Source organism: Lentibacillus kimchii (assembly GCF_055381965.1).
Window position 1 is genome coordinate 1,451,522 of the sequence record NZ_AP043934.1, and the last position, 23,157, is coordinate 1,474,678.

Annotated in this window: 21 protein-coding genes; 17 read left to right on the forward strand and 4 right to left on the reverse strand. The window is 40.3% G+C overall.

Annotated elements, in window-relative coordinates; translation table 11 throughout:
- The first annotated feature begins 77 nt into the window (after positions 1 to 77).
- The 8 genes from ACZ444_RS07795 (at position 78) to ACZ444_RS07830 (ending at position 7,733) form a co-directional block, all read left to right on the forward strand.
- On the forward strand, positions 78 to 3,443 hold the full coding sequence (locus ACZ444_RS07795) for a phage tail protein (protein ID WP_382361603.1): 3,366 nt from the start codon (positions 78 to 80) through the stop codon (positions 3,441 to 3,443).
- Complete coding sequence (locus ACZ444_RS07800; RefSeq protein ID WP_382361600.1) at positions 3,443 to 3,610, forward strand: hypothetical protein; 168 nt, start codon at positions 3,443 to 3,445, stop codon at positions 3,608 to 3,610. The genes ACZ444_RS07795 and ACZ444_RS07800 overlap by 1 nt, the downstream gene beginning before the upstream one ends.
- 66 nt (positions 3,611 to 3,676) lie before the next feature.
- Positions 3,677 to 4,012, forward strand: a complete 336-nt coding sequence (locus tag ACZ444_RS07805) for a hypothetical protein (RefSeq protein ID WP_382361597.1) — start codon at positions 3,677 to 3,679, stop codon at positions 4,010 to 4,012.
- Between the two features lie 20 nt (positions 4,013 to 4,032).
- On the forward strand, positions 4,033 to 4,296 hold the full coding sequence (locus ACZ444_RS07810) for a phage holin (RefSeq protein ID WP_382361594.1): 264 nt from the start codon (positions 4,033 to 4,035) through the stop codon (positions 4,294 to 4,296).
- A 1-nt stretch (position 4,297) separates the two neighbouring features.
- Positions 4,298 to 5,359 (forward strand): peptidoglycan recognition protein family protein, encoded by a 1,062-nt coding sequence (locus ACZ444_RS07815; RefSeq protein WP_382361591.1) that lies wholly within the window; start codon positions 4,298 to 4,300, stop codon positions 5,357 to 5,359.
- A 639-nt stretch (positions 5,360 to 5,998) separates the two neighbouring features.
- The gene (locus tag ACZ444_RS07820) at positions 5,999 to 6,706 is read left to right on the forward strand and encodes a cytochrome c biogenesis CcdA family protein (protein WP_382361588.1); all 708 of its coding nucleotides are present in this window, start codon (positions 5,999 to 6,001) and stop codon (positions 6,704 to 6,706) included.
- Between the two features lie 45 nt (positions 6,707 to 6,751).
- Positions 6,752 to 7,177 carry a Na(+)/H(+) antiporter subunit B gene (locus ACZ444_RS07825; protein WP_382361585.1) on the forward strand — a complete coding sequence of 142 codons (426 nt, stop codon included), beginning with the start codon at positions 6,752 to 6,754 and terminating at the stop codon, positions 7,175 to 7,177.
- Between the two features lie 76 nt (positions 7,178 to 7,253).
- Positions 7,254 to 7,733 carry a CcdC family protein gene (locus ACZ444_RS07830; protein ID WP_382361582.1) on the forward strand — a complete coding sequence of 160 codons (480 nt, stop codon included), beginning with the start codon at positions 7,254 to 7,256 and terminating at the stop codon, positions 7,731 to 7,733.
- 36 nt (positions 7,734 to 7,769) lie between these two features.
- On the opposite strand, the gene ACZ444_RS07835 is transcribed toward ACZ444_RS07830, so the two are convergent.
- Complete coding sequence (locus ACZ444_RS07835) at positions 7,770 to 8,249, reverse strand: DUF2621 family protein (RefSeq protein ID WP_382361579.1); 480 nt, start codon at positions 8,247 to 8,249, stop codon at positions 7,770 to 7,772.
- Positions 8,250 to 8,481: 232 nt separating this feature from the next.
- On the opposite strand from ACZ444_RS07835, the gene ACZ444_RS07840 reads away from it, so the two are divergent.
- The 5 genes from ACZ444_RS07840 (at position 8,482) to ACZ444_RS07860 (ending at position 13,818) form a co-directional block, all read left to right on the forward strand.
- Complete coding sequence (locus ACZ444_RS07840; RefSeq protein ID WP_382361576.1) at positions 8,482 to 9,609, forward strand: ATP-binding protein; 1,128 nt, start codon at positions 8,482 to 8,484, stop codon at positions 9,607 to 9,609.
- Between the two features lie 165 nt (positions 9,610 to 9,774).
- Positions 9,775 to 12,489 (forward strand): aconitate hydratase AcnA, encoded by a 2,715-nt coding sequence (gene acnA / locus ACZ444_RS07845; protein WP_382361573.1) that lies wholly within the window; start codon positions 9,775 to 9,777, stop codon positions 12,487 to 12,489.
- A gap of 200 nt (positions 12,490 to 12,689) precedes the next feature.
- Positions 12,690 to 12,836 (forward strand): FbpB family small basic protein, encoded by a 147-nt coding sequence (locus ACZ444_RS07850; protein WP_382361570.1) that lies wholly within the window; start codon positions 12,690 to 12,692, stop codon positions 12,834 to 12,836.
- Positions 12,837 to 13,093: 257 nt separating this feature from the next.
- Positions 13,094 to 13,519, forward strand: coding sequence for an acyl-CoA thioesterase (locus ACZ444_RS07855; protein WP_382361567.1), 426 nt, complete (start codon positions 13,094 to 13,096; stop codon positions 13,517 to 13,519).
- The gene (locus tag ACZ444_RS07860; protein WP_382361564.1) at positions 13,519 to 13,818 is read left to right on the forward strand and encodes a hypothetical protein; all 300 of its coding nucleotides are present in this window, start codon (positions 13,519 to 13,521) and stop codon (positions 13,816 to 13,818) included. The genes ACZ444_RS07855 and ACZ444_RS07860 overlap by 1 nt, the downstream gene beginning before the upstream one ends.
- Before the next feature lie 32 nt (positions 13,819 to 13,850).
- Here the strand turns inward: ACZ444_RS07860 and yidD are convergent, their stop codons facing one another.
- The 3 genes from yidD to plsY all read right to left on the reverse strand — a co-directional run bounded on the left by yidD (position 13,851) and on the right by plsY (position 15,683).
- Positions 13,851 to 14,075, reverse strand: coding sequence for a membrane protein insertion efficiency factor YidD (yidD, locus tag ACZ444_RS07865; RefSeq protein WP_382361561.1), 225 nt, complete (start codon positions 14,073 to 14,075; stop codon positions 13,851 to 13,853).
- 6 nt (positions 14,076 to 14,081) lie between these two features.
- On the reverse strand, positions 14,082 to 15,011 hold the full coding sequence (gene folE2 / locus ACZ444_RS07870; protein WP_382361558.1) for a GTP cyclohydrolase FolE2: 930 nt from the start codon (positions 15,009 to 15,011) through the stop codon (positions 14,082 to 14,084).
- 90 nt (positions 15,012 to 15,101) lie between these two features.
- A complete protein-coding gene (plsY, locus tag ACZ444_RS07875) occupies positions 15,102 to 15,683 on the reverse strand; it encodes a glycerol-3-phosphate 1-O-acyltransferase PlsY (protein WP_382361715.1) in 582 nt (193 codons plus the stop codon).
- A 156-nt stretch (positions 15,684 to 15,839) separates the two neighbouring features.
- Here plsY and ACZ444_RS07880 point away from each other — a divergent pair, with 156 nt between their 5' ends.
- From ACZ444_RS07880 to parC, 4 genes are all read left to right on the forward strand, one after another.
- On the forward strand, positions 15,840 to 16,910 hold the full coding sequence (locus ACZ444_RS07880) for an ABC transporter ATP-binding protein (protein WP_382361555.1): 1,071 nt from the start codon (positions 15,840 to 15,842) through the stop codon (positions 16,908 to 16,910).
- Positions 16,907 to 18,433 (forward strand): ABC transporter permease/substrate-binding protein, encoded by a 1,527-nt coding sequence (locus tag ACZ444_RS07885; RefSeq protein ID WP_382361552.1) that lies wholly within the window; start codon positions 16,907 to 16,909, stop codon positions 18,431 to 18,433. The genes ACZ444_RS07880 and ACZ444_RS07885 overlap by 4 nt, the downstream gene beginning before the upstream one ends.
- Before the next feature lie 176 nt (positions 18,434 to 18,609).
- Positions 18,610 to 20,562, forward strand: a complete 1,953-nt coding sequence (gene parE, locus ACZ444_RS07890) for a DNA topoisomerase IV subunit B (protein ID WP_382361549.1) — start codon at positions 18,610 to 18,612, stop codon at positions 20,560 to 20,562.
- 45 nt (positions 20,563 to 20,607) lie between these two features.
- A complete protein-coding gene (gene parC / locus ACZ444_RS07895; RefSeq protein WP_382361546.1) occupies positions 20,608 to 23,049 on the forward strand; it encodes a DNA topoisomerase IV subunit A in 2,442 nt (813 codons plus the stop codon).
- The last annotated feature ends 108 nt before the right edge of the window (positions 23,050 to 23,157 follow it).

Sequence of the window (23,157 nt, forward strand, 5' to 3'; positions counted from 1 at the left end):
TACCATTTAATGCATCAGAGGGCGGTGAAATATCTACTAATTCTAAGTGGATATTAGAAGCAAAGGTAACAACGACAATGATGTATCAAACAACTGCCAAGTCTACAATGGATTGGAAATCTCAGTCTAATTATCTATTGGTAAAGCGTACAATGACACACGATAGTTTTAATTGGCAATCATCAGTTAAACCATTATTACGTAAAACAGCAAAGGCACAATCAACATGGTTATGGAATATTGATACTAAGTCTAAAGAATTTTCAACTATTGACACATTGGCACAATCGGAATGGACTTTAAAATCTAACGAGTTATTAACTTATCTACGTAGATTTGAGCATAAACCACAACAAATAACTAAATCTGCACCTGTATTTATCTATGATAGGAATGAGACGCTACAACTTGTATTATCTGATGATACAATACCTTACAAAAAAGCGGAAGCACCAGAAGAATTAAATGGTGCAGTCACCATTAGTTTAGAGATAATAGCTAATAATCCAGATGTACAGAAAATCGAAAATGAGGGAAGATTAGTTACAAGAGATTCTGACGGTGATCTTAAAGAGTATGTTATACGTAAGGTTAAAGATAAAGATAAAGCTGGTAAGTCAACAAAAGTAATTGAAGGTGAAGGTGGAGAATACGATCTAATAGACGACTTCTTAGAGGCTTATACAGTATCATCAGCCCACCTAAAAGATGCTTTAGAGACTGTGTTACAAGGTACAAGATGGAATGTTGGTCATGTAGATGTATTCAAACAACAACGATCATTAGATCTTAAAAACATGTCTGTACGCAAAGCTGTTACTCAAATTGTCAATAAATTTGACGGTGAAGTTAAGTATCGTATCAATACTAAAGGCAGTCGTATTACAGGACGCTATATAGACGTTTATAAAAGTCGTGGTAAAGCACAGACAAGCCATAGATTTGAAGATGGTGTAGATATTGTATCATCTAGTCGTGAATTAGATTCCACACCTATCAAAACTGCTTTATATGCAAAAGGTAAAGCTGATGCAGATGGCAATAGGCTCACATTTGCAGATGTAGAATGGTCTAAAGATAATGGTGATCCAGTTGACAAACCAAAAGGACAACCATACGTAGGAGATCCCGAAGCTCTACAATTATGGGGCAGAGTACGTAAAGGTGGTAAGCAACATAAGTTTGGATTTTATGATGGACAAGAAGAAGATCCTGCAAGTTTATTGTTTAATGCTTATCAAGAATTACAAAAGAAAATCAGCCTGAACAAAACTTATGATACTGACGTACTTAATCTAGCTAAAATGTTAGGTGTCTCAGTCTATGATATACATTTAGGTGATACCGTAGAGGTAATTAATCGTAGTGTTTATCCAAATATTGTAACTAAAGCTACGATCATTGAATATATACATAATCTTAATGATAAGAGTAAATCGAAAATTAAATTAGGTCATTTTCGTAACGCTCTTGATCTAGCAGGACGAGTTAATGATGTTGAAAAAGACTACAACGAAAATAAGGGTAAATTTGAAAACAAACCTGACAAAATTAAAGAAGAAGTTGAAGCTGATATTGGTGAAGTTGGTGACAACTTAAACCATTTAGAAAAACAACTTAATGATGACCTTGAAGAAACATCAGAACGGCTTGATAAAGCTGAAGACAATTTAGATCAAGCTGAAAAAGAATTAGCTGATACGGTTGAAGATGTTGCTAAAGGCAAGAAACGAATTGATGATGCTGAAGATCAACTTGACCAGCTTGATAAAGACTTGGATAAAGCTAAAGGTAAATTATCATCAGCAGAATCAGACATATCCGACTTAAATGATAATCTATCAGATGCTAACAGAGACATAAGATCAACAAAAAGTGATTTAAATAATCTTGAACATAACTTAACAGATGCAGAAAAACGTATCAATTCAACTGAAAGCAGCATTGACGATCTTGAAAAAGACTTGGCAAACAGAGATGACGACTTTAATGATGTTTACAGTGAATTGAATGACTTAGACCGTGCACTTGATAATAAAGTCACAGTTGGAAATTCAGCCAAAGATATAAACAAGAATAATTCAAGAATACTTGGGAAAAATCTAATTATTAATGGTGATACAACTGTTACTGGAACGATAGGTGCAAAACATGCAACTATTAAAGATATAACAACTGAAAGCATGGAATCAATTGATGCGAAAATTAAGGATGCAACTATTCATGATGCCACAATAACAGGTATCCTGAATGGTAAATTAGCAACAATCAAAGACCTGAAAACACAAAACATGACTGCCATTAATGCAACAATGCGTGACACAACAATATCTGGAACATTAGACGGAAATCATGCAACACTCAAGGATATTGAAACGAAAAACATGAAAGCTGTTGATGCAACAATTGAAGATGCAACAGTTACAGGTGACTTTAATGCAGATGATGCGACATTTAATGATTTAACTGTTCGAGATATGAGGGCGTTTGATGCATTCATCAAAGATGCAACAATCATAGGTGAGTTTAAGGGTAAACTTGCAACAATTAAAGACTTGACTACAAAAAATATGAGAGCACTTAATGCAACGATTAAAGATGCAACCATTGTTGGTGACATTAAAGGCGTTGATGCTAAATTCTTAAATACGACAATTGCTAAAAGTAAAATTCTTGATGCTGACATTAGGAACGCTAAGATCACAGGACGACTTGACGGTGCAACAGGAACGTTTGATGGTACTGTTAAAGCAGGTAATATTGAAGGCGGTGAAATTGAAGGTGTCACAATCAAGACAGGCACAAAATATGATGCAAGAATGAGTGTCACTGAACAAGAAATAACACTGTATCAAGGTGAAGGTTTATTAAGTGAAGAACAAGATAAAATGCACATTGGATTCCGAGCTGAAGACGGAAGCAGAACAAATAAACCTTACATGATCTGGGGTTACGGTAACAATCTCAGCAAAGACAAAATGATAATGGAAAAAGGTTCAAAATATTTCTATATGCGTTACCTTACGAGCAGTGGCACATCAAGAATTAAATTCAACTATAACGGAAGTATTGGACTTGTAGCGAAGGGCACATTACATCTTGATGCAGATGATGGTGTTAATGCTAACACACGGATTCACGCTGAAGGATTTCATGAGAGATCATCACCTGATGTTAAGAAAGATATCAGCAAATATGATGAAGATGCACTTAACATAGTAAATAGTTCACAAGTTTACAGATTTAGATACAATCATGAAGACGAAAACCAAGACTTCAAAATTGGCTTAATGGCTAATGAAGCTAAAGCTGTTAGTGATTCAAATGAATCAAGCATTAGTATCGGCGATAAATCAAGCATACTTTGGAAAGCTGTACAGCAACTTTCAGGCAGAATAGAAACACTTGAAACAAAATTAAACAAATATCAGGAGGCTAATTAATGCAACAAAAGCAAGTAGATGCACAGCAGGTAATTGATAGCTTATCACAACAGGTATCGGAATTAACAAAAGAAAAAGCTATGCTTCAATCATTGGTATCACAATATGAAAATGAAGTTAGTCAATCAGACCAACAAAACCAAACAAATAATCAAGACAACTCATAAATTGGGTTGTCTTTTTTTATGAAATTAAAGGAGGACTAGATATACATATATGTTGGAGGTATTTAAATGTCGGATAACAACAATGATTGGTATTCAAAACGAGAAATTTTTGATCAATTGATATCCATGAAAGACGCTGTAAGTAGTTTAAGAACTGAGATGAAAGAAACACGAGCACTCATGAAACAATACAACGGTCTTAGAGATGAAGTGAATAATACAAGATCAGAAATAGATAAAACACGTAAAAAAATTGATGATGTACAAAATCAAATTGAAAATATTAAAGCCGAACAAAAGGGTAAAAAAACAGTTGGACAAGGTATACGTGATTGGGGTGCAGTTATATTTAGTCTAGTCACTCTAGGTATATTAATATCTAGATTTATAGTTAATTTATAGAAATAAAAGGAGATAATAATATGAAAAAAGCAATTATAAGATTAGTTGTATTAGCTATTTTATTAATTAATCAGATACTTACAACAATAGGATTTGATTCACTACCATTTTCACAAGATCAGATTTATGAAGGTGTATCTAGTGTAGCTACAGTTATTGGCACAATCTGGACTTGGTGGAAAAATAATAACATGACACCTGAAGCACAACACGCTGATAACTGGATGAAAGCACAGAAAAGAAAACATAAACAACAACAAAATAATATGAAAGGAAACGTTTAAAATGAATCTTAATATTGATAAAGATTTCTTAACAGGACTACCAGAAGATACATTTGAAAATGGAAAAGGTAATTATGAAATGGTTGTAGCTCATGAGACAGCCGTAGATGATGATTCAATTGAACGCAATAAAGGGGTTTTTGGTAATAATGGCTGGCAGGACATGTCGGCATATCCACATTTCTTTGTAGACCATACTGGTATATGGCAATGTGCTTCATTAGATTATCAAGCTTGGGGCGCAGGTCAACCTGCTAACAGTATGGCAGTCCATGTAGAGTTATGTAGACGGTCAAATGAAGATGAATTTGAACAGTCTATGAAATATTATACTCAATTAATAGCATGGCTACTCAATAGACGTAATCTAAAATTTAAGCATCTAGGCACATTCTATACGCATCAAGATGTGTCAGAAAATCTAGGTGGAACAAATCATCAAGACCCTGTAGCTTATCTTAAATCGCATGGTGTCTCAGTATCTGATTTGATTGATCAGGTTAAAGCATCAATGGACAGTAAAGATGTATCAGTTAAACATAGTGCATCTAAATCTAATCATCATTCAGACAATAATAATGGTGGTGCTAAAATGGTTAAGCTACCAGCTAGTGCTGATACGTGGAAAACATATAAATTAAATGTACAACCTGTATCTAAGAATAGTGACTGGAGTTTGACACCTGCAAGGTATGATGGACTAGAATATAAAATACTTGATGAGCCTTATAATAATGTCGTTACAATCGACACCAGCAAAGGTAAACGTAATATATACGTAGCTCCTGATACGAATGCAGAGATTGTAAATGGTAATGTATTATCTAATAATAGCAAATCTGGTAATGCAGGTAAGCTGAAAATTGTCGGTGTAAGTAACGCAGCTATTGTTATGGATAGTCCTAATCGTAATAATAGTAATAACTTAGGTACGGCTAGTTTAGGTAGTACATTGCCACTTAATGGATCAGTTAAAGGTAAAAATAGTTCTAGTGGCTATTGGGAAGTTAAATACGATGGTCAGTTAGGTTACATAACAGGTAAATACGGCAAGCAGGTATAATAGGGGTATATTTAGCCCCTATTTTCCTTTTATTTTAACCGTAATCCACACAGATTACACAGATCAAGCTGAGAGATTTTTTGTACTTTCACGACTAATTGGTCTAACTTAATATAAAAAAGTCTTTGAGCATGATCTATGTAACCTATAGATTAATAACAATTATTAATTATTTAATTTTCAGACGGAATTGATAATCCATGTAAGATAAACCAAAATTTTAATATGACATATCAATATTAGACAAGAATATATCATGTATGGTAAAGTTGTCACTACCAGTTAAGAGTGTTGTATATAACGGTTCAACCTTGATATGATAGGCTTATGGTTAATTTAGAAGTTAACCATCCAAGAAGAAAATTAATCAGATGATGCGTCAAATGAACAATCAGCAGCAAGGTAAATAATCGGACTTATTTATATAAGATAATAAGTTGTACAACCCCTGTGCAGGATGTTATAGCAGGGGTTTTAACCCGTATGCTTGTATATCGACAGCGACCATTCCTCTTCAATCAGCAACACAATCTTTAATTGTTTAACGTGAAAATGTTGGATTGTTGTCAAAACCAAGAACATTATGTGCGGTTGTTTTTGGTAAAATGCAAGCAGTTCCTACTGTAAGGGGGGATGGGCATGTCAGAAGAGATTAATGTCTTCATTGCATTCGGTGCAGGCTTTTTGTCGTTTATTTCGCCTTGTGTCCTGCCGTTGTATCCGGCGTTTCTTTCCTATATTACCGGTATGAGTGTTAATGAATTAACCAATGAAAATAAAATGCTGACACGGAAAAGTTTACTGCACACTGCTTTTTTTCTGCTCGGGTTTTCACTTGTGTTTATTATGCTGGGTTTCGGTTCGTCGGCTATTTCCGAGTTTCTTAAAGCGAATCAGGCTGTCATTAGGCAGATTGGTGCCGTTTTAATTGTGTTTTTTGGATTGGTTGTTGTTGGTGTCTTTAATTTCCAATTTCTTATGAAAGACCGGACAATAACCATTAAAAATCGCCCAGCTGGGTATGTAGGTTCCTTTATTATAGGTCTTGCTTTTTCGTTGGGATGGACGCCTTGCATGGGTCCTATTCTGGTCATTGTGATATCGCTGGCGGCATCCAATCCGGATATCGGCATGGTTATGATGCTTAGTTATATACTCGGTTTTTCCATTCCGTTTTTTATCCTGTCATTTTTTGTTGGTAAGATGGCATGGATTAAACGGCACAGTGCAAAGATTGTTAAAATAGGCGGTTATATTATGGTCTTCATGGGCGTCGCTTTGTACTTTGATTGGATGAGAGATCTGACGCGGTTTTTAGCCAGCTTATTTGGCTTTTCTGGATTGTAAGAGCCATTTAGTGAAGCAAATGATGGAAAAGAGGTTTTATCTGACATGTATAAGCCGAATGATTTGATTCTGAGAACAATGACATCACTTATTGCTTTCATATTATTAGGATTTTCAATTTATTTGCTGTTTGCAGGCCATAATTCACCAGGCGGTGGATTTATAGGCGGTTTAATGACATCTGCTGCCATTGTTCTTATGTATATGGCTTATGGCTCCAATATCATGAAAAAGGTATTACCGGTAAACTTTCTTAAAATGGCGCCTCTCGGCCTGTTGATTGCAGCTGTAACAGGGGTGGGATCTTTTCTGTTTAAACAGCCATTTTTATCCCATACATTTGCTGAAGTGCATATACCAGTTATTGGTGAAATGGAACTTGCGACTGCAACAATTTTTGATTTTGGTGTTTATCTGACTGTTCTAGGCGTAACAATCACCATTATTTTGACTATTGCAGACGATCGTTAACCGGCTGTAAATTTAAGTCTCTTTAGATAACTTGTCAAAGCTGAATAATTTGCCTTTAGGAAAGAGTTGATTAATCATGTTTTGGTTAATAGCAAGTACGCTGGTTGCAGCAATGATGGCAACTGCTATGATGGTTCTTCGACTTAAAGCTTCCAAGCAGCCGGCATCCGTTAAAAAAATCATATTGCCGCCGATATTTATGAGTACAGGAGCATTTATGTATCTTGTGCCAGCTTTTCGGCTGGATTTGTCCGAGATTGCTGAAGCACTCATAGTTGGCATTATCTTTTCTGTTTTCCTAATCAAGACATCCAAATTTCAAATAAAAGGTGAACAAATTTATTTGATCCCGTCAAAAGCTTTTGTTTTTGTTTTGATTGGTTTACTATTGGTTAGAATTATTATTAAAGTTATTATAGGCGCAACGATTTCGGTAGGGGAGACGAGCGGCATGTTCTTCCTTTTAGCCTTTGGTATGATTATATCATGGCGTCTGGCTATGCTCTATAAGTATAAAAAGCTGGAAAAGAAACTCAATCAACCTGAGTCGACATAAACATTTAAAAAGGCTGACCCCGTATGGTCAGCCTTTTTAAATGTTTTTGTTATAACGGTTTCGCCAATTTTTAGCGTAGTCAGATCGTGACAGAGGGAATAAATGCTCATACGGAGCAACGTTGATTTCCTTTTCTTTTAATTTTTTCCTTAAAAATTTATGATCACGTTTCGGTGTTGCTAAAATGTACCCTTCAATTAATATGTCAGACGTAATTGTATTGTATTGTTTGGCCAGCGCAACCTCACCAATCTTGCCGACAATCCTATGCCGGGCTACATCGCGGAACAGCTCAGGGACAGGACTGACTAATTCCTCTAATAGCAGTTTTTGATCTTTTCCCCACATATATTTTGTTTCATTGACATAATATGTTTCCCAGTCCATGTTAGAATGACCGTCTTGTTTTGGCAATTGCTTGAGGAATTTGCGGAACATAAAGAACCCGCCGATTCCCATCAGGATAATCAGTAAAAATCCCCATAAAACAATCAGATACTCACCAATAATACCCATATTATCACCTGTTTTTGTTTGTTAATCTGATATATAATATTATTTCCCTTTATATTTTGGTATTTGTAGGATATGATAGGAGTATGCAAATATTCCCATAAAGTGTAAAATTTCTACATTTTTATCTGTACAAAGTTTATATACATACAACTCTTTTATATTACATATTAGCATATTTTCCGTATTTTTGTCATATGAATAACTGACGAAATTCGAGAGAGGAGGCAATAGAATGACTAATCGCTACTACTGGCAATCACCAGGACACCATTCAAGAGACTATCATCATTCGGCATTATCGCCATCACCCATATTCAATAATCTGGCTTCGTTACCTGCACCAATTCTCCAGTGGATTGATCAGAATATGGGTGGGTTCATTACAGTACTTGATCAATACGGTATTATTCGATATATTTCGAAAACCGTTGAGCCGATATTGGGTCTTGCAGCAGAGGATCTGATAGGTACGACATGGCATCAATGGGTTTCGGAGGAAAATGCAACCTATTTAGAAGCAAATGTTGATAAGACACTGCAGGAACAAAAAACGTTTAATCTCGAGCTGCAGACTTGCGAAGGGAAACGTATGTCAACAGCTAACTTGCTGACGTCTGTAAAAGATGATAACCAAAAATTGTTTTATATAGTTGCAACCAAGGATAGGACCGATAAAAAAGAAGCCGAAGATATGATGGTTCACTCAGAAAAAATGTCCGTGGCTGGCCAGCTTTCGGCGGGCATTGCTCATGAAATCCGGAATCCGCTTACATCGCTGAAGGGTTTCCTGCAGCTATTGCAAGCTGGTGTAAAGAACGAAGAAGCGTTTTATCCTATTATGATTGATGAAATTGAAAAGATGGAGACTATCACATCAGAGTTATTGTTTATTTCCAAACCCATGACTGATCAGCAGGAACTACAGAATCTTTCAGAAATGATAGACGATGTTGCAACCCTTTTAAAACCACAGGCAGGGCTGAAAAATATTATTATTCTGCAAGAACAGAATCCAGGAGGCATGATCGAATGTGATCGTTCCCAGATTAAACAAGTGTTTATTAATCTATTTAAAAATGCCATTGAGGCCATGGACAATCCTGGATACATAACTGTAAAGGATCAATCGGATCAGGATAATATTATAATTGATGTTATCGATGAAGGTTCTGGCATACATGAGGATGTCATACATAAACTTGGGGACCCTTTTTTTACAACGAAACAAAATGGGACGGGCCTTGGACTGATGATTACCCAGCAGATTCTCAAAAATCATAATGGACGTCTGGATATTTTCCGAAATAACACTATTGGCAGTACATTTCGCGTCATATTCCAGAAGCTTAATAATAACTAAACGTTTGCAGATAGACTAGTAACTTATAAGGATTGCTTATCAGATATCATAATTTTTTTATATAGGTTTATTTTTCTTAAATCAATTGTCTTATAGATTGATTTCGAGTACGATATATTTAAAGGGATGGAATTGGCAAAATGGTAATGGGAAGGGGTCATCCTTATGAAAATTAATGCTAAAAAGCAGTTTGAGCTTAATGGCAAAACGTATAATTTTTATCAGCTCAAAGCAATTGAAGATGCTCAATTAGGCAGCGTATCCCGTTTGCCTTTCTCAGTTCGCGTGCTGTTGGAGTCACTCATGCGTCAGCAAGACGGGCATGTTATTAAGGACGAACATGTGGAAAGTTTATCTAAATGGGGGGCAGACACCGGTAAGGAAGCTGATGTGCCGTTTAAACCGTCACGAATAATCTTGCAGGATTTTACTGGTGTTCCGGCTGTTGTTGATCTGGCTTCGTTACGCAAAGCCATGGTTGATATGGGCGGTGAACCAGACAAAATCAATCCGGAAGTGCCTGTGGATTTAGTCATTGACCACTCAGTACAAGTGGATCAGTATGGGACACAGAACGCTTTAGCAGCTAATATGGATTTAGAATTTGAACGCAACATGGAACGTTATGAATTTCTGCACTGGGCGCAAAAGGCATTTGATAATTATCGTGCTGTCCCGCCCGCCACCGGAATTGTGCATCAGGTCAACCTGGAGTATATTGCAAACGTTGTTCACGGGATTGAAAATGCAGATGGAACGTATGATGCATTCCCTGATACACTGGTCGGTACTGATTCGCACACAACGATGATTAACGGTTTAGGTGTGCTTGGCTGGGGGGTTGGCGGCATCGAGGCTGAAGCAGGTATGCTTGGCCAGCCATCTTATTTCCCTGCACCGGAAGTGATCGGGGTTAAGTTTACCGGCAGCTTTCCGCAGGGCACCACAGCAACAGATTTGGCATTAAAAGTAACGCAAGTTTTGCGTGAAAAAAATGTGGTCGGAAAGTTTGTGGAGTATTTCGGGCCTGGATTGCAAGATATGCCGCTTGCTGATCGCGCTACAATTTCTAATATGGCTCCTGAATACGGAGCTACATGCGGTTTTTTCCCAGTTGATCAAGAATCACTGAACTATCTTCGCTTAACGGGACGAAGTGAAGAACAGATTGAACTCGTTGAAACATATTGCAAAACAAATGATCTGTGGTATTCGCCTGATCAGGCGGATCCTGAGTACAGTGAGGTTGTGGAAATTAACCTGTCAGAACTTGAACCGAATCTGTCGGGTCCCAAGCGTCCACAGGATTTAATCGCTTTATCCGATATGAAACAATCATTTAATCAAGCTGTTACAGCACCATTAGGCAACCAGGGATTAGGCCTTGATCAATCAGAATTTGCAAAAGAAGCTAAAGTGAATCATCCTGATGGCAAAACGTCGGTTATGAAAACAGGCGCTCTGGCAATTGCGGCCATTACATCGTGTACCAATACGTCAAACCCTTATGTCATGCTTGGTGCCGGACTTCTTGCGAAAGAGGCAGTCAAAAAAGGGTTAAAAGTTCCGGAATATGTCAAGACGTCGCTTGCGCCAGGTTCGAAAGTTGTGACACGGTATCTGGCTGATTCTGGGCTGCAGGAATATTTGAATCAGCTTGGTTTTAATCTGGTGGGTTATGGCTGTACGACATGTATCGGTAACTCCGGTCCGTTGCGCCCGGAAATCGAAGAAGCCATTTCAGAAAAAGATTTAACGGTTTCGTCTGTTCTATCCGGCAATCGGAACTTTGAAGGGCGTATCCATCCGCTTGTTAAAGCTAACTATCTGGCATCACCTCCATTGGTCGTAGCGTACGCACTTGCTGGAACTGTCGATATTGACTTGACAAAAGATCGTCTGGGAACCGATGGTAACGGAGAGCCAATCTATCTGAAAGACATCTGGCCTTCAATGGAGGATATTAAGAGCACGGTCCAAACTGTTGTAAAACCAGAGATCTTCCGCAAAGAATATGAATCTGTTTTTCATTCCAATGAGAAATGGAATAACATTCAAACTACCGATGAACCTTTGTTTGCGTGGGACAGTGAATCCACATATATTCAAAATCCGCCATTTTTTGAAGGATTGCCAGAAGAGGCGGGAAGCGTCAAGCCATTAAATAATCTTAGGGCAATCGGCAAGTTTGGTGATTCTGTTACAACAGACCATATTTCACCTGCCGGCGCTATCCCTAAGGATATGCCTGCTGGTCAGTACCTGCGCTCAAAAGGCGTATCGCCAAGGAACTTCAACTCTTATGGTTCACGCCGGGGGAACCATGAAGTGATGATGCGGGGAACGTTTGCTAATATCCGTATTCGCAATCTGCTGGCCCAGGGACAGGAAGGCGGTTATACGACTTACTGGCCGACTGGTGAACTGATGCCGTTTTATGATGCAGCTATGAAGTATCAGGAAGATGGCACAGATCTGCTTGTGATGGCCGGCAAAGATTATGGCATGGGATCGTCACGTGACTGGGCGGCTAAGGGTACGGATCTTTTAGGCATTAAGACAGTCATTGCAGAAAGTTTTGAACGTATCCACCGTTCCAACCTGGTTATGATGGGTGTCCTCCCATTACAATTTGAACAGGGTGACAGCGCTGATAAACTTGGCCTTACAGGCAAAGAAACGTTTAATGTTGAAGTTGATGAAAATGTCAAACCGCACGATCGCATTAAGGTCACGGCTATTGATGAAGCTGATAACAAAACTGAGTTTCATGTTATTGCGCGTTTCGATAGTGATGTGGAAGTTGATTACTATCGTCACGGGGGTATTCTGCAGATGGTATTGCGGAATAAGCTGCAATCAGATAGCATTGCCCAATAAGCGGTCATTAGAAAAGGCCAATACACCTGATATTTCTGGTGTATTGGCCTTTTTAATTTCTGAATGAATGACAAGTTTTGGCCATTCTGTCTTAATCTTTAATGCCTGCCATCTTCTGAATAAATTTTTATAAAAATGGCAACACTATTCTTAATATATGCTTTTTAACATTCAATAAAGCTTTAAGAGGAGTGGTATCAATGGCTTTAAAAAGACAATTATCCTTTGATGAACTTGTACAGGAAAATCGTCAGCAAATGTTGCAGGATGAATCAGTGCTTGAGAAGATCGAGCAAAATATGAAAGCGAACGTGAATCCCCCAATCGATGAAAGAGCGCCTGATTAGGAGCAAAAATGGCGTTTTTGTCTGTATACATATTTCCTGGGTTTTCGTAAAAAATTGAAAACGTGACATGTGGTCTTACTAACCCTGGAACAGGAGCAATTATGATGGACAAATACCCGCATAAGGACTACATGCTTGCCTCAGGTCATGCTTTAATGGCTTGGGGCTTTTAACACTTACGGGCAAAGCGCTTGATTCCTGTTTTAAAGTGATATGTGGTAATATGGCTTTAGACATCATAAAAGGGGGAAACAAGATTGCATAAAACAAATACGCCAATCGAGGTAAGATACCAGGAAACTGATCAAATGGGTGTCGTTTACCATGCTAATTACCTCATCTGGTTTGAAATTGGCCGCACCAAATATATCGAGAGTCTCGGCTTTACTTATATGGATATGGAAAACAATCATATTGTATCCCCGGTCACTGATGCGCAGGTTCAATTTAAACAGCCCGTTCGCTACGGTGAAGAAGCAGCTGTTGAAACATGGCTGGATGCTTACGATGGTGTTCGAACGGTTTATGGTTATCGAATTGTGAAGGAAAATGGTGAGACAGCTGTTACTGGAACAACCACACATGTGATTGTACATAAGGTATCCTTCCGTCCAATGCCATTGCGTAAGGCTTATCCTGAATGGCATCAAGCTTATTTAAAGCAATTGAACGGTGAAGCGTGATGGCATTTGGTATTAACAGACAGGAATTAAACAAGTGGAAAACAGCTGTTTCGCAGGATACGGTCAGCTTTTTAACGCATTACTGGATCGATGAACGATTTCCCGGCTGTGATACAGTTACAAAAGCCGGCTGCCGTGATATAGACAAACTGACAGCCTGGGGGAACCAGTATGGTTTACGGGCTGAGTGGATTGATATGGATGATGCTTATCCGCATTTTGATCTTTTTGGGGATAAGCAGGCATTTATCCTGCGGCAGGAAGCACAGTGGGACCAAATTAAACGCTTTAAATTATAGTAAAAGGCGCTGACATCAATCAGCGCCTTTTACTATTTTTCGTCCTTTTCCGGTACAGGATCAAGTCCGCCTGCGTGAAACGGATGGCATTTACTGATACGCTTGATGGTCAGATAGCCGCCTTTAAAGAAGCCAAAACGCTGAAAAGCCTCTAATCCGTATTGAGAACATGTCGGAAAAAAACGGCACGTTGGGGGCTTAATAGGACTGATAACTTTACGGTAAAACGTTATCAGTCCGATCGCAATATTTTTCATAGGCGATCAGCTTTGGCTCTGTTTGTCGAATGATACTGATGCAATGGCATCATGCATATGAATTGATTCTTCGTTGCGGCATTGAATTTGAAACCGGTTGACAAACGGCATTTCATATAAATCTGCAGCTACAAGACGTGCCAAATCCTCAACAAAACGTGGATTTTCATAGGCTTGTTCGGTTACCGTCTTTTCATCAGGCCGTTTGAGGACGGGGTGCAGTCTGGCACTGGCGTTGCTTTCTGCCGCTTCCAGAAGCTGTTCTTTCCAATCGATTGATGTTTCATCAAAGTCTTCTGCGAGTGATACAGTCATGCTTACTTCTCCGCGCTGATTGTGTGCGCCGTATTCACTAATTTCTTTAGAACACGGGCAGAGTGTCGTAACAAACGGTGCAAGGGAAACATCAATGGTATGGCCTGAGACGGCATCATAGTGTACCCGGATTGATGCGTCTGCATGATTCATGCCAGTGAGGCCTGATTGAGGACCGCGGCGTTCATAATACCAGGGAAAACTCACTTTTATCTCAGCATCATTTTGATCCAGACGTATTGCCAAGTCTCTTGCAAAATGCTTGAGCGTTTCGATATTAATACTGAAGCCACTCTCCTGAAGTGTCTGCAGCTGTTCTGTGAAACGGCTCATGTTCGTTCCCTTGCTGGATTTATCTATAGCTGAGGAAAACTCGAATGAAGCGATTGTTGTTTGGGTTTCCGGTTCCAGATTACTGGCAATGGTGATTGGGTGCTGTACATTCGCAATCCCGACAGCATCAAGGTCAAATAAAAAGTCTTTTTTTGTATTCTGTACATCAGTCATGCCGCTTTTTTCGTTTGGTTTTGTTCTGGGACCGGGCTCGACAGAACCAAATAGTTTATGACGCTGTGCTTTATCCGGCAGCTGTTTTTGAGCAAATTGTCTAGCTTTATCCATAACGATCTGTGACCCCTTCCAATTCGTAACTAAATTACAATATCAGTATACTAAACAAATGAAGCAGGATTCAATTTATCGGCTTTATCATTACATCCAGGTAATTTTCGGTTCCGTTTTATTTTTAATGCGTTTAATGTTTTCCCAGTGGCGATAAAACACAAAAACAGTTACAATGGCTGTGACGATGAACAAAGTCCAGTCGTGAAAGGCAGCGGAAGCAATAGTGGCGATAATGCCAGTAAGCATTGATGCCAGGGAAACATATTTAGAAATATATAAAGTTACAAGAAACGATCCCACCATAATAGCAAATAAAATTGGATTTATACCAAGGAAAATACCGCCGGATGTAGCAACGGCTTTTCCGCCTTTGAATCTGGCAAACAACGGATATGTATGGCCAAGCACCGCGAATAAGCCCACTCCCAGGCGAAATATCCCGGCATCGAACACTAACGGGAGTGCTGTTGCAATCGTACCTTTTAGAATATCAGCTGTTACGACAATAATTCCGGCTTTTATACCCAGGATTCGGAACGTGTTGGTAGCACCAAGATTGCCGCTCCCGTGCTGTCGGATGTCCAGATTGTAGCCCAGTTTCCCCACAATAATGCCAGAGGGTATGGACCCTAATAAGTAAGCGATAACAGCGTAAGCCAGAAATTCCATAGCAAACCTACTTTCCAAGTAATAATAACTCCAGACTATTTTACCACGAAGTCATGATACATAGAACCATTAATACGTCATAGATTCAAAATATTTCAGACAAAGACACAAAAAATTGTGCTATAATGATAAGAAAACTCTCTGAAGGAGAAATCTATGATTCAATTTGAGGATGTGCAAAAAGTTTATTCGGATGGCACGCAGGCACTTAATCATTTTTCCCTAAAAATAAATGATGGTGAACTGATGACGCTTATTGGCCCGAGCGGATGCGGCAAAACAACAGCGATGAAGATGATTAACCGTTTGAAGGAACCGTCATCAGGAAAAATATACATAAACGACGCGCCCGTAGAGGATTATCATATTCATGAACTCAGGTGGAATATTGGGTATGTGCTTCAGGAAATCGCCCTATTTCCGCATATGACGATTGAGGAAAATATCGCTGTTGTACCAGAAATGAAAAAATGGAGGCAGTCATCCATTCGGCAGCGAACAGCTGAACTGCTGGACATGGCTGGGCTGGATCCGTCTGTGTACAAACAACGCAAACCAAGTGAACTGTCCGGTGGTGAACAACAGCGTGCAGGAGTCATTCGTGCTCTGGCTGCTGACCCGGATATTATTTTAATGGACGAGCCATTCAGTGCTCTTGACCCAATCAGCCGTGAACAGCTGCAGCAGGATATCCGGCAAATACAGCAGGAAATTCAGAAAACGATTGTCTTTGTAACGCATGATATGGATGAAGCTCTGGCGCTCGGTGACCGAGTCTGTCTGATGAAAGAAGGGCAGGTGGTCCAGGTTGACACACCGCAGCAGCTGGTTCTTAATCCTCAGACCGATTTTGTGAAAACCTTTATTGGTGAACGCAAATCGCCATGGCAAACAGCGATTGATGTCATTGCCGATCGATCGGGGAACCATTCGATAACTGTTGCAGCATATGAAAACAGCGACTTTCCGCAAAAAGGAACCTATATCATATATGATACGGCTGATCAGTTTGCTGGTGCTGTCATCGATGGTCAGACAGTGAATACGATTTTAACATTGGAAAATAATATGACTCTGGATCAGGCGGCTGTAAAACTGCAGGAAAATCGGCAATCGGTATATCCCGTCCTGAAAGGCAGTGAGCTTATCGGCACCTTAACCTACTCTGATATCGTGGCATTTCTGAAACATGAAACCGCGAGAAAAGATGGGGTGGTCCGGTCATGAAAGATTTTCTTTCGGTTTTTCGCAACAGACAGGATATGCTTTTAGAGACGATCTGGGAACACCTGCAAATATCACTATTATCACTTATTATTGCCATTGTCATTGCTGTGCCGCTGGGATTGATTCTTACCCGGTATCACCGGATTGCGGAACCCATAATTGGGCTGTCAGCCATCTTGCAGACAATTCCCAGTCTGGCGGTCCTGGCGTTCTTAATTCCGTTTTTTGGAATAGGAACGACACCTGCTATCATAGCGTTAACGATCTATGGGCTGCTTCCGATTTTACGCAACACATATACGGGTATTCAAGAAGTGGATCCCGCGTTAAAAGAGGCAGCAACCGGTATGGGGATGAACTCATTTAAACGGCTGACAAAAGTAGAACTGCCGCTTGCCATGCCGGTAATTATGGCAGGCATCCGGACCTCTATGGTATTGATTGTCGGGACAACGACGCTCGCGGCACTTATTGGTGCGGGCGGTCTCGGTGAACTTATCCTGCTTGGAATTGACCGCGGTGCCGATCTGAATCTCATTTTGCTCGGCGCTATTCCAGCTGCTCTTTTGGCTATATTGCTTGATGTTATTTTGCGCGGCGTTGAACGCATTTCCAAAAGAGCGGGTTTTAAATCATTTATTATTATGCTTACTGTAGCTGGTTTAATTGTAGCTGCACCGTTTTTCTATTCACCTGCCAAACAGGCAGATATTACGATAGGCGGAAAACTTGGTGCGGAACCGGCTATTTTAATTAACATGTATAAACTGCTGATTGAAGACGAAACAGACTTAACAGTTGATTTAGAACCCGGTTTGGGAAAAACAGCCTTTGTTTTCAGTGCTCTTAAAAATAACAGTATTGATATTTATCCGGAATTTACAGGTACCGCTATTGTCACTCACCTGGAACAAGAACCGGCCAGTAATGACAAAAAGGAAGTGTATGAGCAAGCTAAGAAGGGTATGGAAGAGCAATACAATATGACACTGCTAAAACCAATGACCTATAATAACACATATGCGGTTGCAACAACTCAGGAATTGGCTAAAACGCATAATCTTGAATCTATCGGAGACTTGAAAAAGGTGGAAAGTAATATAACAGCCGGTTTTACTTTGGAATTTAACGATCGTTATGATGGCTATACAGGCATGCAGGATGTTTATAATCTTGCTATCAGTGATGTCCAGACTCTGGAACCAGGCATTCGACAGGAAGCGCTGAAGAATGGTGAAGTTGATGTGATTAATGCCTATGCTACCGACAGTTATATGGTTGATATGGATTTGACGATCCTTGACGATCCGAAAAATCTATTTCCCCCTTACCAGGGCGCCCCGTTATTACGTGATGAAACGCTGAAGAAACATCCGAAGCTTGCTGACGTTCTGAATAAACTGGGCGGACGTATGACAGATAATGAAATGCGTCAGCTGAATTACCGTGTGGATTATGAAGATAAGGACCCGGCTGATGTTGCCCGTGACTATTTGACTCAAGAAGATTTGCTGGACGATTAACGGCAGCTAGAGCGCATGGTGTGGGCTTAATGAGCATTTCGGCATAGCTGAAATGCCCGTTACTATTGGTCATAAGCTAAAATACAGTTTACAAACCGAAACGTTTGTTCTATCATTGAAATACTGATTGGATAACGTGTATGCTTGATTAAGTAAAAGAGAGGGGACAGGGCTTCATGGCAAACAAACCATTACAATATACAGATGAGTCGATCCATGTTCTGGAAGGGCTTGACGCGATTAGAAAAAGACCTGGTATGTATATCGGCAGCACTGACCAGCGTGGTCTGCATCATTTAGTATTCGAGATTGTTGATAACGCTGTTGATGAAGCACTGGCCGGCTATGGTTCGGTCATTAAAGTGACGATCCACCATGATAATAGTATTGCGGTTGAAGATACAGGCAGAGGCATTCCGACTGGTCTGCACAGCAGCGGCAGACCAACAACCGAAGTTATTTTCACCGTCTTGCATGCCGGCGGTAAATTTGGCCAGGGCGGCTATAATACAAGCGGTGGTCTGCATGGCGTTGGTGCGTCTGTCGTTAACGGGTTGTCTGAGTGGCTTGAGGTAACCATTTTTCGGGATGGCTATAGATATAAGCAGCGTTTTGAACATGGCGGCAAACCTGTCAGTTCTTTGGAAAAATTAGGCCAAACAAATAAAAAGGGAACCATCATTCACTTTAAACCGGATCCTGCGATTTTTACGACGACCACATATAACTATGAAACAATATCGGAACGGCTTAGAGAAGCGGCCTTTTTATTGAAAGGCTTAAAAATAGAACTGACAGACAAGCGGGACAATATGCAGGAAGTTTTTCAATTTCCTGATGGGTTAAAATCGTTTGTAACACACTTGAATGAAGAAAAAGATGCATTACATCCGGTTGTTTCGTTTGAAGGTGAGCAAGAAGGTATTGAGACGGACTTTGCTTTTCAGTTTAACGATGGATTTGCGGAAAATATGCTGTCGTTTGTCAACCACGTACGCACAAAAGATGGCGGCACACATGAATCCGGTGCAAAAACGGCCATTACGCGTGTCTTTAATGATTATGCCAGAAAAAATGCATTTCTGAAGGAAAAAGATAAAAATCTTGAAGGTACAGATATCAGGGAAGGAATGACGGCGCTTGTCTCTGTTCGCATTCCGGAAGAAAAGCTGCAATTTGAGGGCCAGACCAAAGATAAACTGGGTACACCAGATGCCAGGTCGGTCGCTGATGCTGTCGTATCGGAAAATCTCTCCTACTTTTTAGAAGAGAATCCGGAAGCAGCCGGCACCCTTATTCGTAAGGCTATGAAGGCAAAGGAAGCACGTGATGCTGCCAGAAAGGCACGGGAAGAGTCACGGTCAGGAAAAAGGAAAAAACGAAAAGACACACTTTTAAGCGGTAAATTAACGCCGGCTCAATCCAAAAACCCGGCGGATAATGAATTGTATCTTGTGGAGGGTGATTCGGCTGGCGGATCGGCCAAACAAGGACGTGATCGCAAATTTCAGGCCATCCTGCCATTACGCGGCAAAGTGATCAATACGGAGAAGGCGAAACTGCAGGATATTTTGAAAAATGAGGAAATTTCAACAATTATTAATACGATTGGCGCAGGTGTTGGCGGCGATTTCACATTGAGCGAGAGCCAATATGATAAAATTGTTATCATGACGGATGCTGACACGGATGGCGCCCATATTCAAGTGCTCCTCCTAACCTTTTTCTACCGGTACATGCGCCCGCTTGTAGAGGAAGGTAAGGTGTATATTGCCTTGCCGCCGCTTTATAAAATCAGCAAGGGAAAAGGAAATAAGGAGCAGACTGTTTATGCCTGGGACGATACAGAAATGCAAAAGACGATTAATGAATTCAAAAAAGGCTATACCGTGCAGCGCTATAAAGGTCTGGGTGAGATGAATGCTGATCAGCTGTGGGAAACAACGATGAATCCGGAAACACGTACATTAATCAGGGTCACCATTGACGATCTGGCCCGCGCCGAAAGACGTGTCACCACTCTGATGGGTGATAAGGTAGAACCGCGGCGAAAATGGATTGAAGGTCACGTCGAATTCGGAATGGAAGACGATGCCAACATACTGGAAAATGATCAAATTCATTCATAGAAATATAATGCAAAGGAATGGATAAAGTGCACAGGAGGAATTGGTTTGGCAAAAGCAGAAAATTTTTTGGATCTGCCGCTTGAAGAGGTGCTGGGTGACCGGTTTGGGCGCTATAGCAAATATATCATTCAAGAACGGGCGCTTCCGGATGCCCGGGATGGCTTGAAGCCTGTCCAGCGGAGAATTTTGTACGCAATGAACGAAGAAGGCAATACATACGATAAGAATTTCCGTAAGGCTGCTAAAACAGTCGGAACCGTTATTGGTAATTACCATCCGCACGGTGACAGTTCTGTTTATGAAGCAATGGTTCGCTTAAGCCAGGACTGGAAGGAACGCAGCAGTCTGGTAGAGATGCATGGCAATAACGGGAGCCTTGACGGAGATCCTCCTGCAGCCATGCGTTATACTGAAGCAAAACTATCAGAAATTGCTTCAGAAATGCTGCGGGATATTGGTAAAGAAACCGTTGATTTCATTCCTAACTTTGATGATACGATCTCAGAACCGGTCGTTCTGCCGGCAAGATTTCCTAATCTCTTAATAAATGGATCGACGGGTATATCAGCAGGCTATGCAACTGATATACCGCCCCATAATCTGGGTGAAGTAATTGACGCTGTGGTTAAAAGAATCGATAACCCGGCTGTTACCGTGGATGAATTAATGCAGGTTATGCCAGGTCCTGATTTTCCTACCGGGGGTATTATTCAAGGTGCTGATGGCATCCGGAATGCCTATGAAACAGGAAGAGGAAAGGTTGTAATCCGCGGGAGAACAGCGGTGGAGACGATTCGTGGCGGCCGCGAACAGCTAGCGATTGATGAAATTCCTTATGATGTTAATAAAGCAACCATGGTTAAAAAGATGGATGAATTGCGGATTGACCGTAAAGTGGAAGGTATAACTGAAGTACGCGATGAGACGGACCGAACTGGTCTGCGGATAGTTGTGGAGCTAAAGAAAGGTGCCGATAGTGACGGAATCCTAAATTATCTTTATAAAAACACGGATCTCCAAGTAACCTATCATTTCAATATGGTAGCCATTCATGAAAAAACGCCTGAACAGCTGTCGCTGCCGCAAATTCTTGATGCTTATATCGCACATCAAAAAGACGTTGTTACAAGACAAACTGTTTTTGATTTAAATAAGGCAAACGATCGTGCCCATATTGTAGAAGGCCTGATTAAGGCTATTTCGATTCTTGATGATGTGATTGCAACAATACGGGCATCTAAAGACAAGAAGGATGCCAAAAAACATATTATAGCTAATTATGATTTTTCTGAGAAACAAGCGGAAGCAATTGTAACCCTGCAATTATATCGATTGACGAATACAGATATTTCACAGCTTGAGGAAGAAGCAAAAACGTTAGCGAAACAAATTCAGGAGCTCGAAACATTGCTGGCCAGCGACAAAAAACTATTGCAGCATATCAAACGTGATTTGAAACAGATCAAGCGCACATTTACTGATCAGCGCCGAACCGTTATAGAAAATGAGATTGACGACTTAACCTTCGATATTGATGTTACAGTCGCGAAAGAAGATGTTGTTTTCTCGGTTACACGTGATGGTTATGTGAAACAGACGAGCACCCGTTCCTACAATGCTTCAAATGGGGAAGATCCCGGGATGAAAGACGGTGATCATCTTGCGGGGTTACTGGAGCTTAATACAACTGACCACATCCTCCTGTTCACAAACAAGGGGAAATATATTTATATTCCTGTCCATGAGTTGCCAGATATCAGATGGAAGGACCTGGGACAGCATATTTCTAACTTTGTCTCGATCGATCAGGACGAACGGATTGTCCAGGCTATTCCGGTGCGGGCATTTACAGAAAACCAGTATCTTATCTTTTTCACTCAAAACGGTATGGTTAAACGCAGTAAATTGTCTTTATATAAGGCCAGACGTTATTCTAAGGCACTGATTGCCCTTAATTTGAAGAATGATGATGAGGTTGTCAGTGTTCAGCAAACAGATGGCCGGGAACATGTTTTTGTTGCTACTGATACAGGATTTGGCCTTTGGTATGATGAATCAGAAATATCTGTCGTTGGACAGCGGGCTGCAGGTGTCAAAGCTATTAAGCTAAAAGAGAACGAAAGAGTTGTCAGCGGACAAATATTTGCAGAACAGGAAGGACCATCTATTGCAGTGATAACACAACGTGGAGCTGTTAAACGGATGAGACTGCGTGAGTTTGACAAATTCGATCGTGCCAGCCGTGGCCAGCTTATGCTTCGAGAATTAAAAACAAAGGCGCACCGTCTCAAGGGCCTTTATACAGTGACAGGTGGTGAAACGATTTATTTCCGGACAAGCCAGGACGAGATACACCATGTAGATCCGCTTGAGCTGACCGCGAGTTCCCGCTACAGCAATGGCTCCTTTGTTATTAATAGTGACAATCAAGGTGAGGTAACAGAGGTTTGGAAGGAAGCTTCGTATCAGAAACCTTTTGAAGACTGATGCTAAACAAGACAGGTTTACAAAATTCAGACCTGTCTTGTTTGTTTTTAAAACTTCTTCGTATTTTCAAAAAAATATGCTATACTAATCATGACAGTGAAGGGAGGC

Bases quoted from the DNA above. Each gene is read 5' to 3' on its own strand.
- ACZ444_RS07835 (WP_382361579.1), bottom strand. From the start codon at position 8,249: ATGGGTATTATTGGTGAGTATCTGATTGTTTTATGGGGATTTTTACTG.
- ACZ444_RS07830 (WP_382361582.1), top strand. From the start codon at position 7,254: ATGTTTTGGTTAATAGCAAGTACGCTGGTTGCAGCAATGATGGCAACT.
- acnA (WP_382361573.1), top strand. From the start codon at position 9,775: ATGAAAATTAATGCTAAAAAGCAGTTTGAGCTTAATGGCAAAACGTAT.
- ACZ444_RS07840 (WP_382361576.1), top strand. From the start codon at position 8,482: ATGACTAATCGCTACTACTGGCAATCACCAGGACACCATTCAAGAGAC.
- ACZ444_RS07795 (WP_382361603.1), top strand. From the start codon at position 78: ATGATGTATCAAACAACTGCCAAGTCTACAATGGATTGGAAATCTCAG.
- yidD (WP_382361561.1), bottom strand. From the start codon at position 14,075: ATGAAAAATATTGCGATCGGACTGATAACGTTTTACCGTAAAGTTATC.
- parE (WP_382361549.1), top strand. From the start codon at position 18,610: ATGGCAAACAAACCATTACAATATACAGATGAGTCGATCCATGTTCTG.
- ACZ444_RS07860 (WP_382361564.1), top strand. From the start codon at position 13,519: ATGGCATTTGGTATTAACAGACAGGAATTAAACAAGTGGAAAACAGCT.
- ACZ444_RS07800 (WP_382361600.1), top strand. From the start codon at position 3,443: ATGCAACAAAAGCAAGTAGATGCACAGCAGGTAATTGATAGCTTATCA.
- ACZ444_RS07805 (WP_382361597.1), top strand. From the start codon at position 3,677: ATGTCGGATAACAACAATGATTGGTATTCAAAACGAGAAATTTTTGAT.
- ACZ444_RS07820 (WP_382361588.1), top strand. From the start codon at position 5,999: ATGTCAGAAGAGATTAATGTCTTCATTGCATTCGGTGCAGGCTTTTTG.
- ACZ444_RS07815 (WP_382361591.1), top strand. From the start codon at position 4,298: ATGAATCTTAATATTGATAAAGATTTCTTAACAGGACTACCAGAAGAT.
- ACZ444_RS07850 (WP_382361570.1), top strand. From the start codon at position 12,690: ATGGCTTTAAAAAGACAATTATCCTTTGATGAACTTGTACAGGAAAAT.
- ACZ444_RS07885 (WP_382361552.1), top strand. From the start codon at position 16,907: ATGAAAGATTTTCTTTCGGTTTTTCGCAACAGACAGGATATGCTTTTA.
- folE2 (WP_382361558.1), bottom strand. From the start codon at position 15,011: ATGGATAAAGCTAGACAATTTGCTCAAAAACAGCTGCCGGATAAAGCA.
- ACZ444_RS07810 (WP_382361594.1), top strand. From the start codon at position 4,033: ATGAAAAAAGCAATTATAAGATTAGTTGTATTAGCTATTTTATTAATT.
- ACZ444_RS07880 (WP_382361555.1), top strand. From the start codon at position 15,840: ATGATTCAATTTGAGGATGTGCAAAAAGTTTATTCGGATGGCACGCAG.
- plsY (WP_382361715.1), bottom strand. From the start codon at position 15,683: ATGGAATTTCTGGCTTACGCTGTTATCGCTTACTTATTAGGGTCCATA.
- ACZ444_RS07825 (WP_382361585.1), top strand. From the start codon at position 6,752: ATGTATAAGCCGAATGATTTGATTCTGAGAACAATGACATCACTTATT.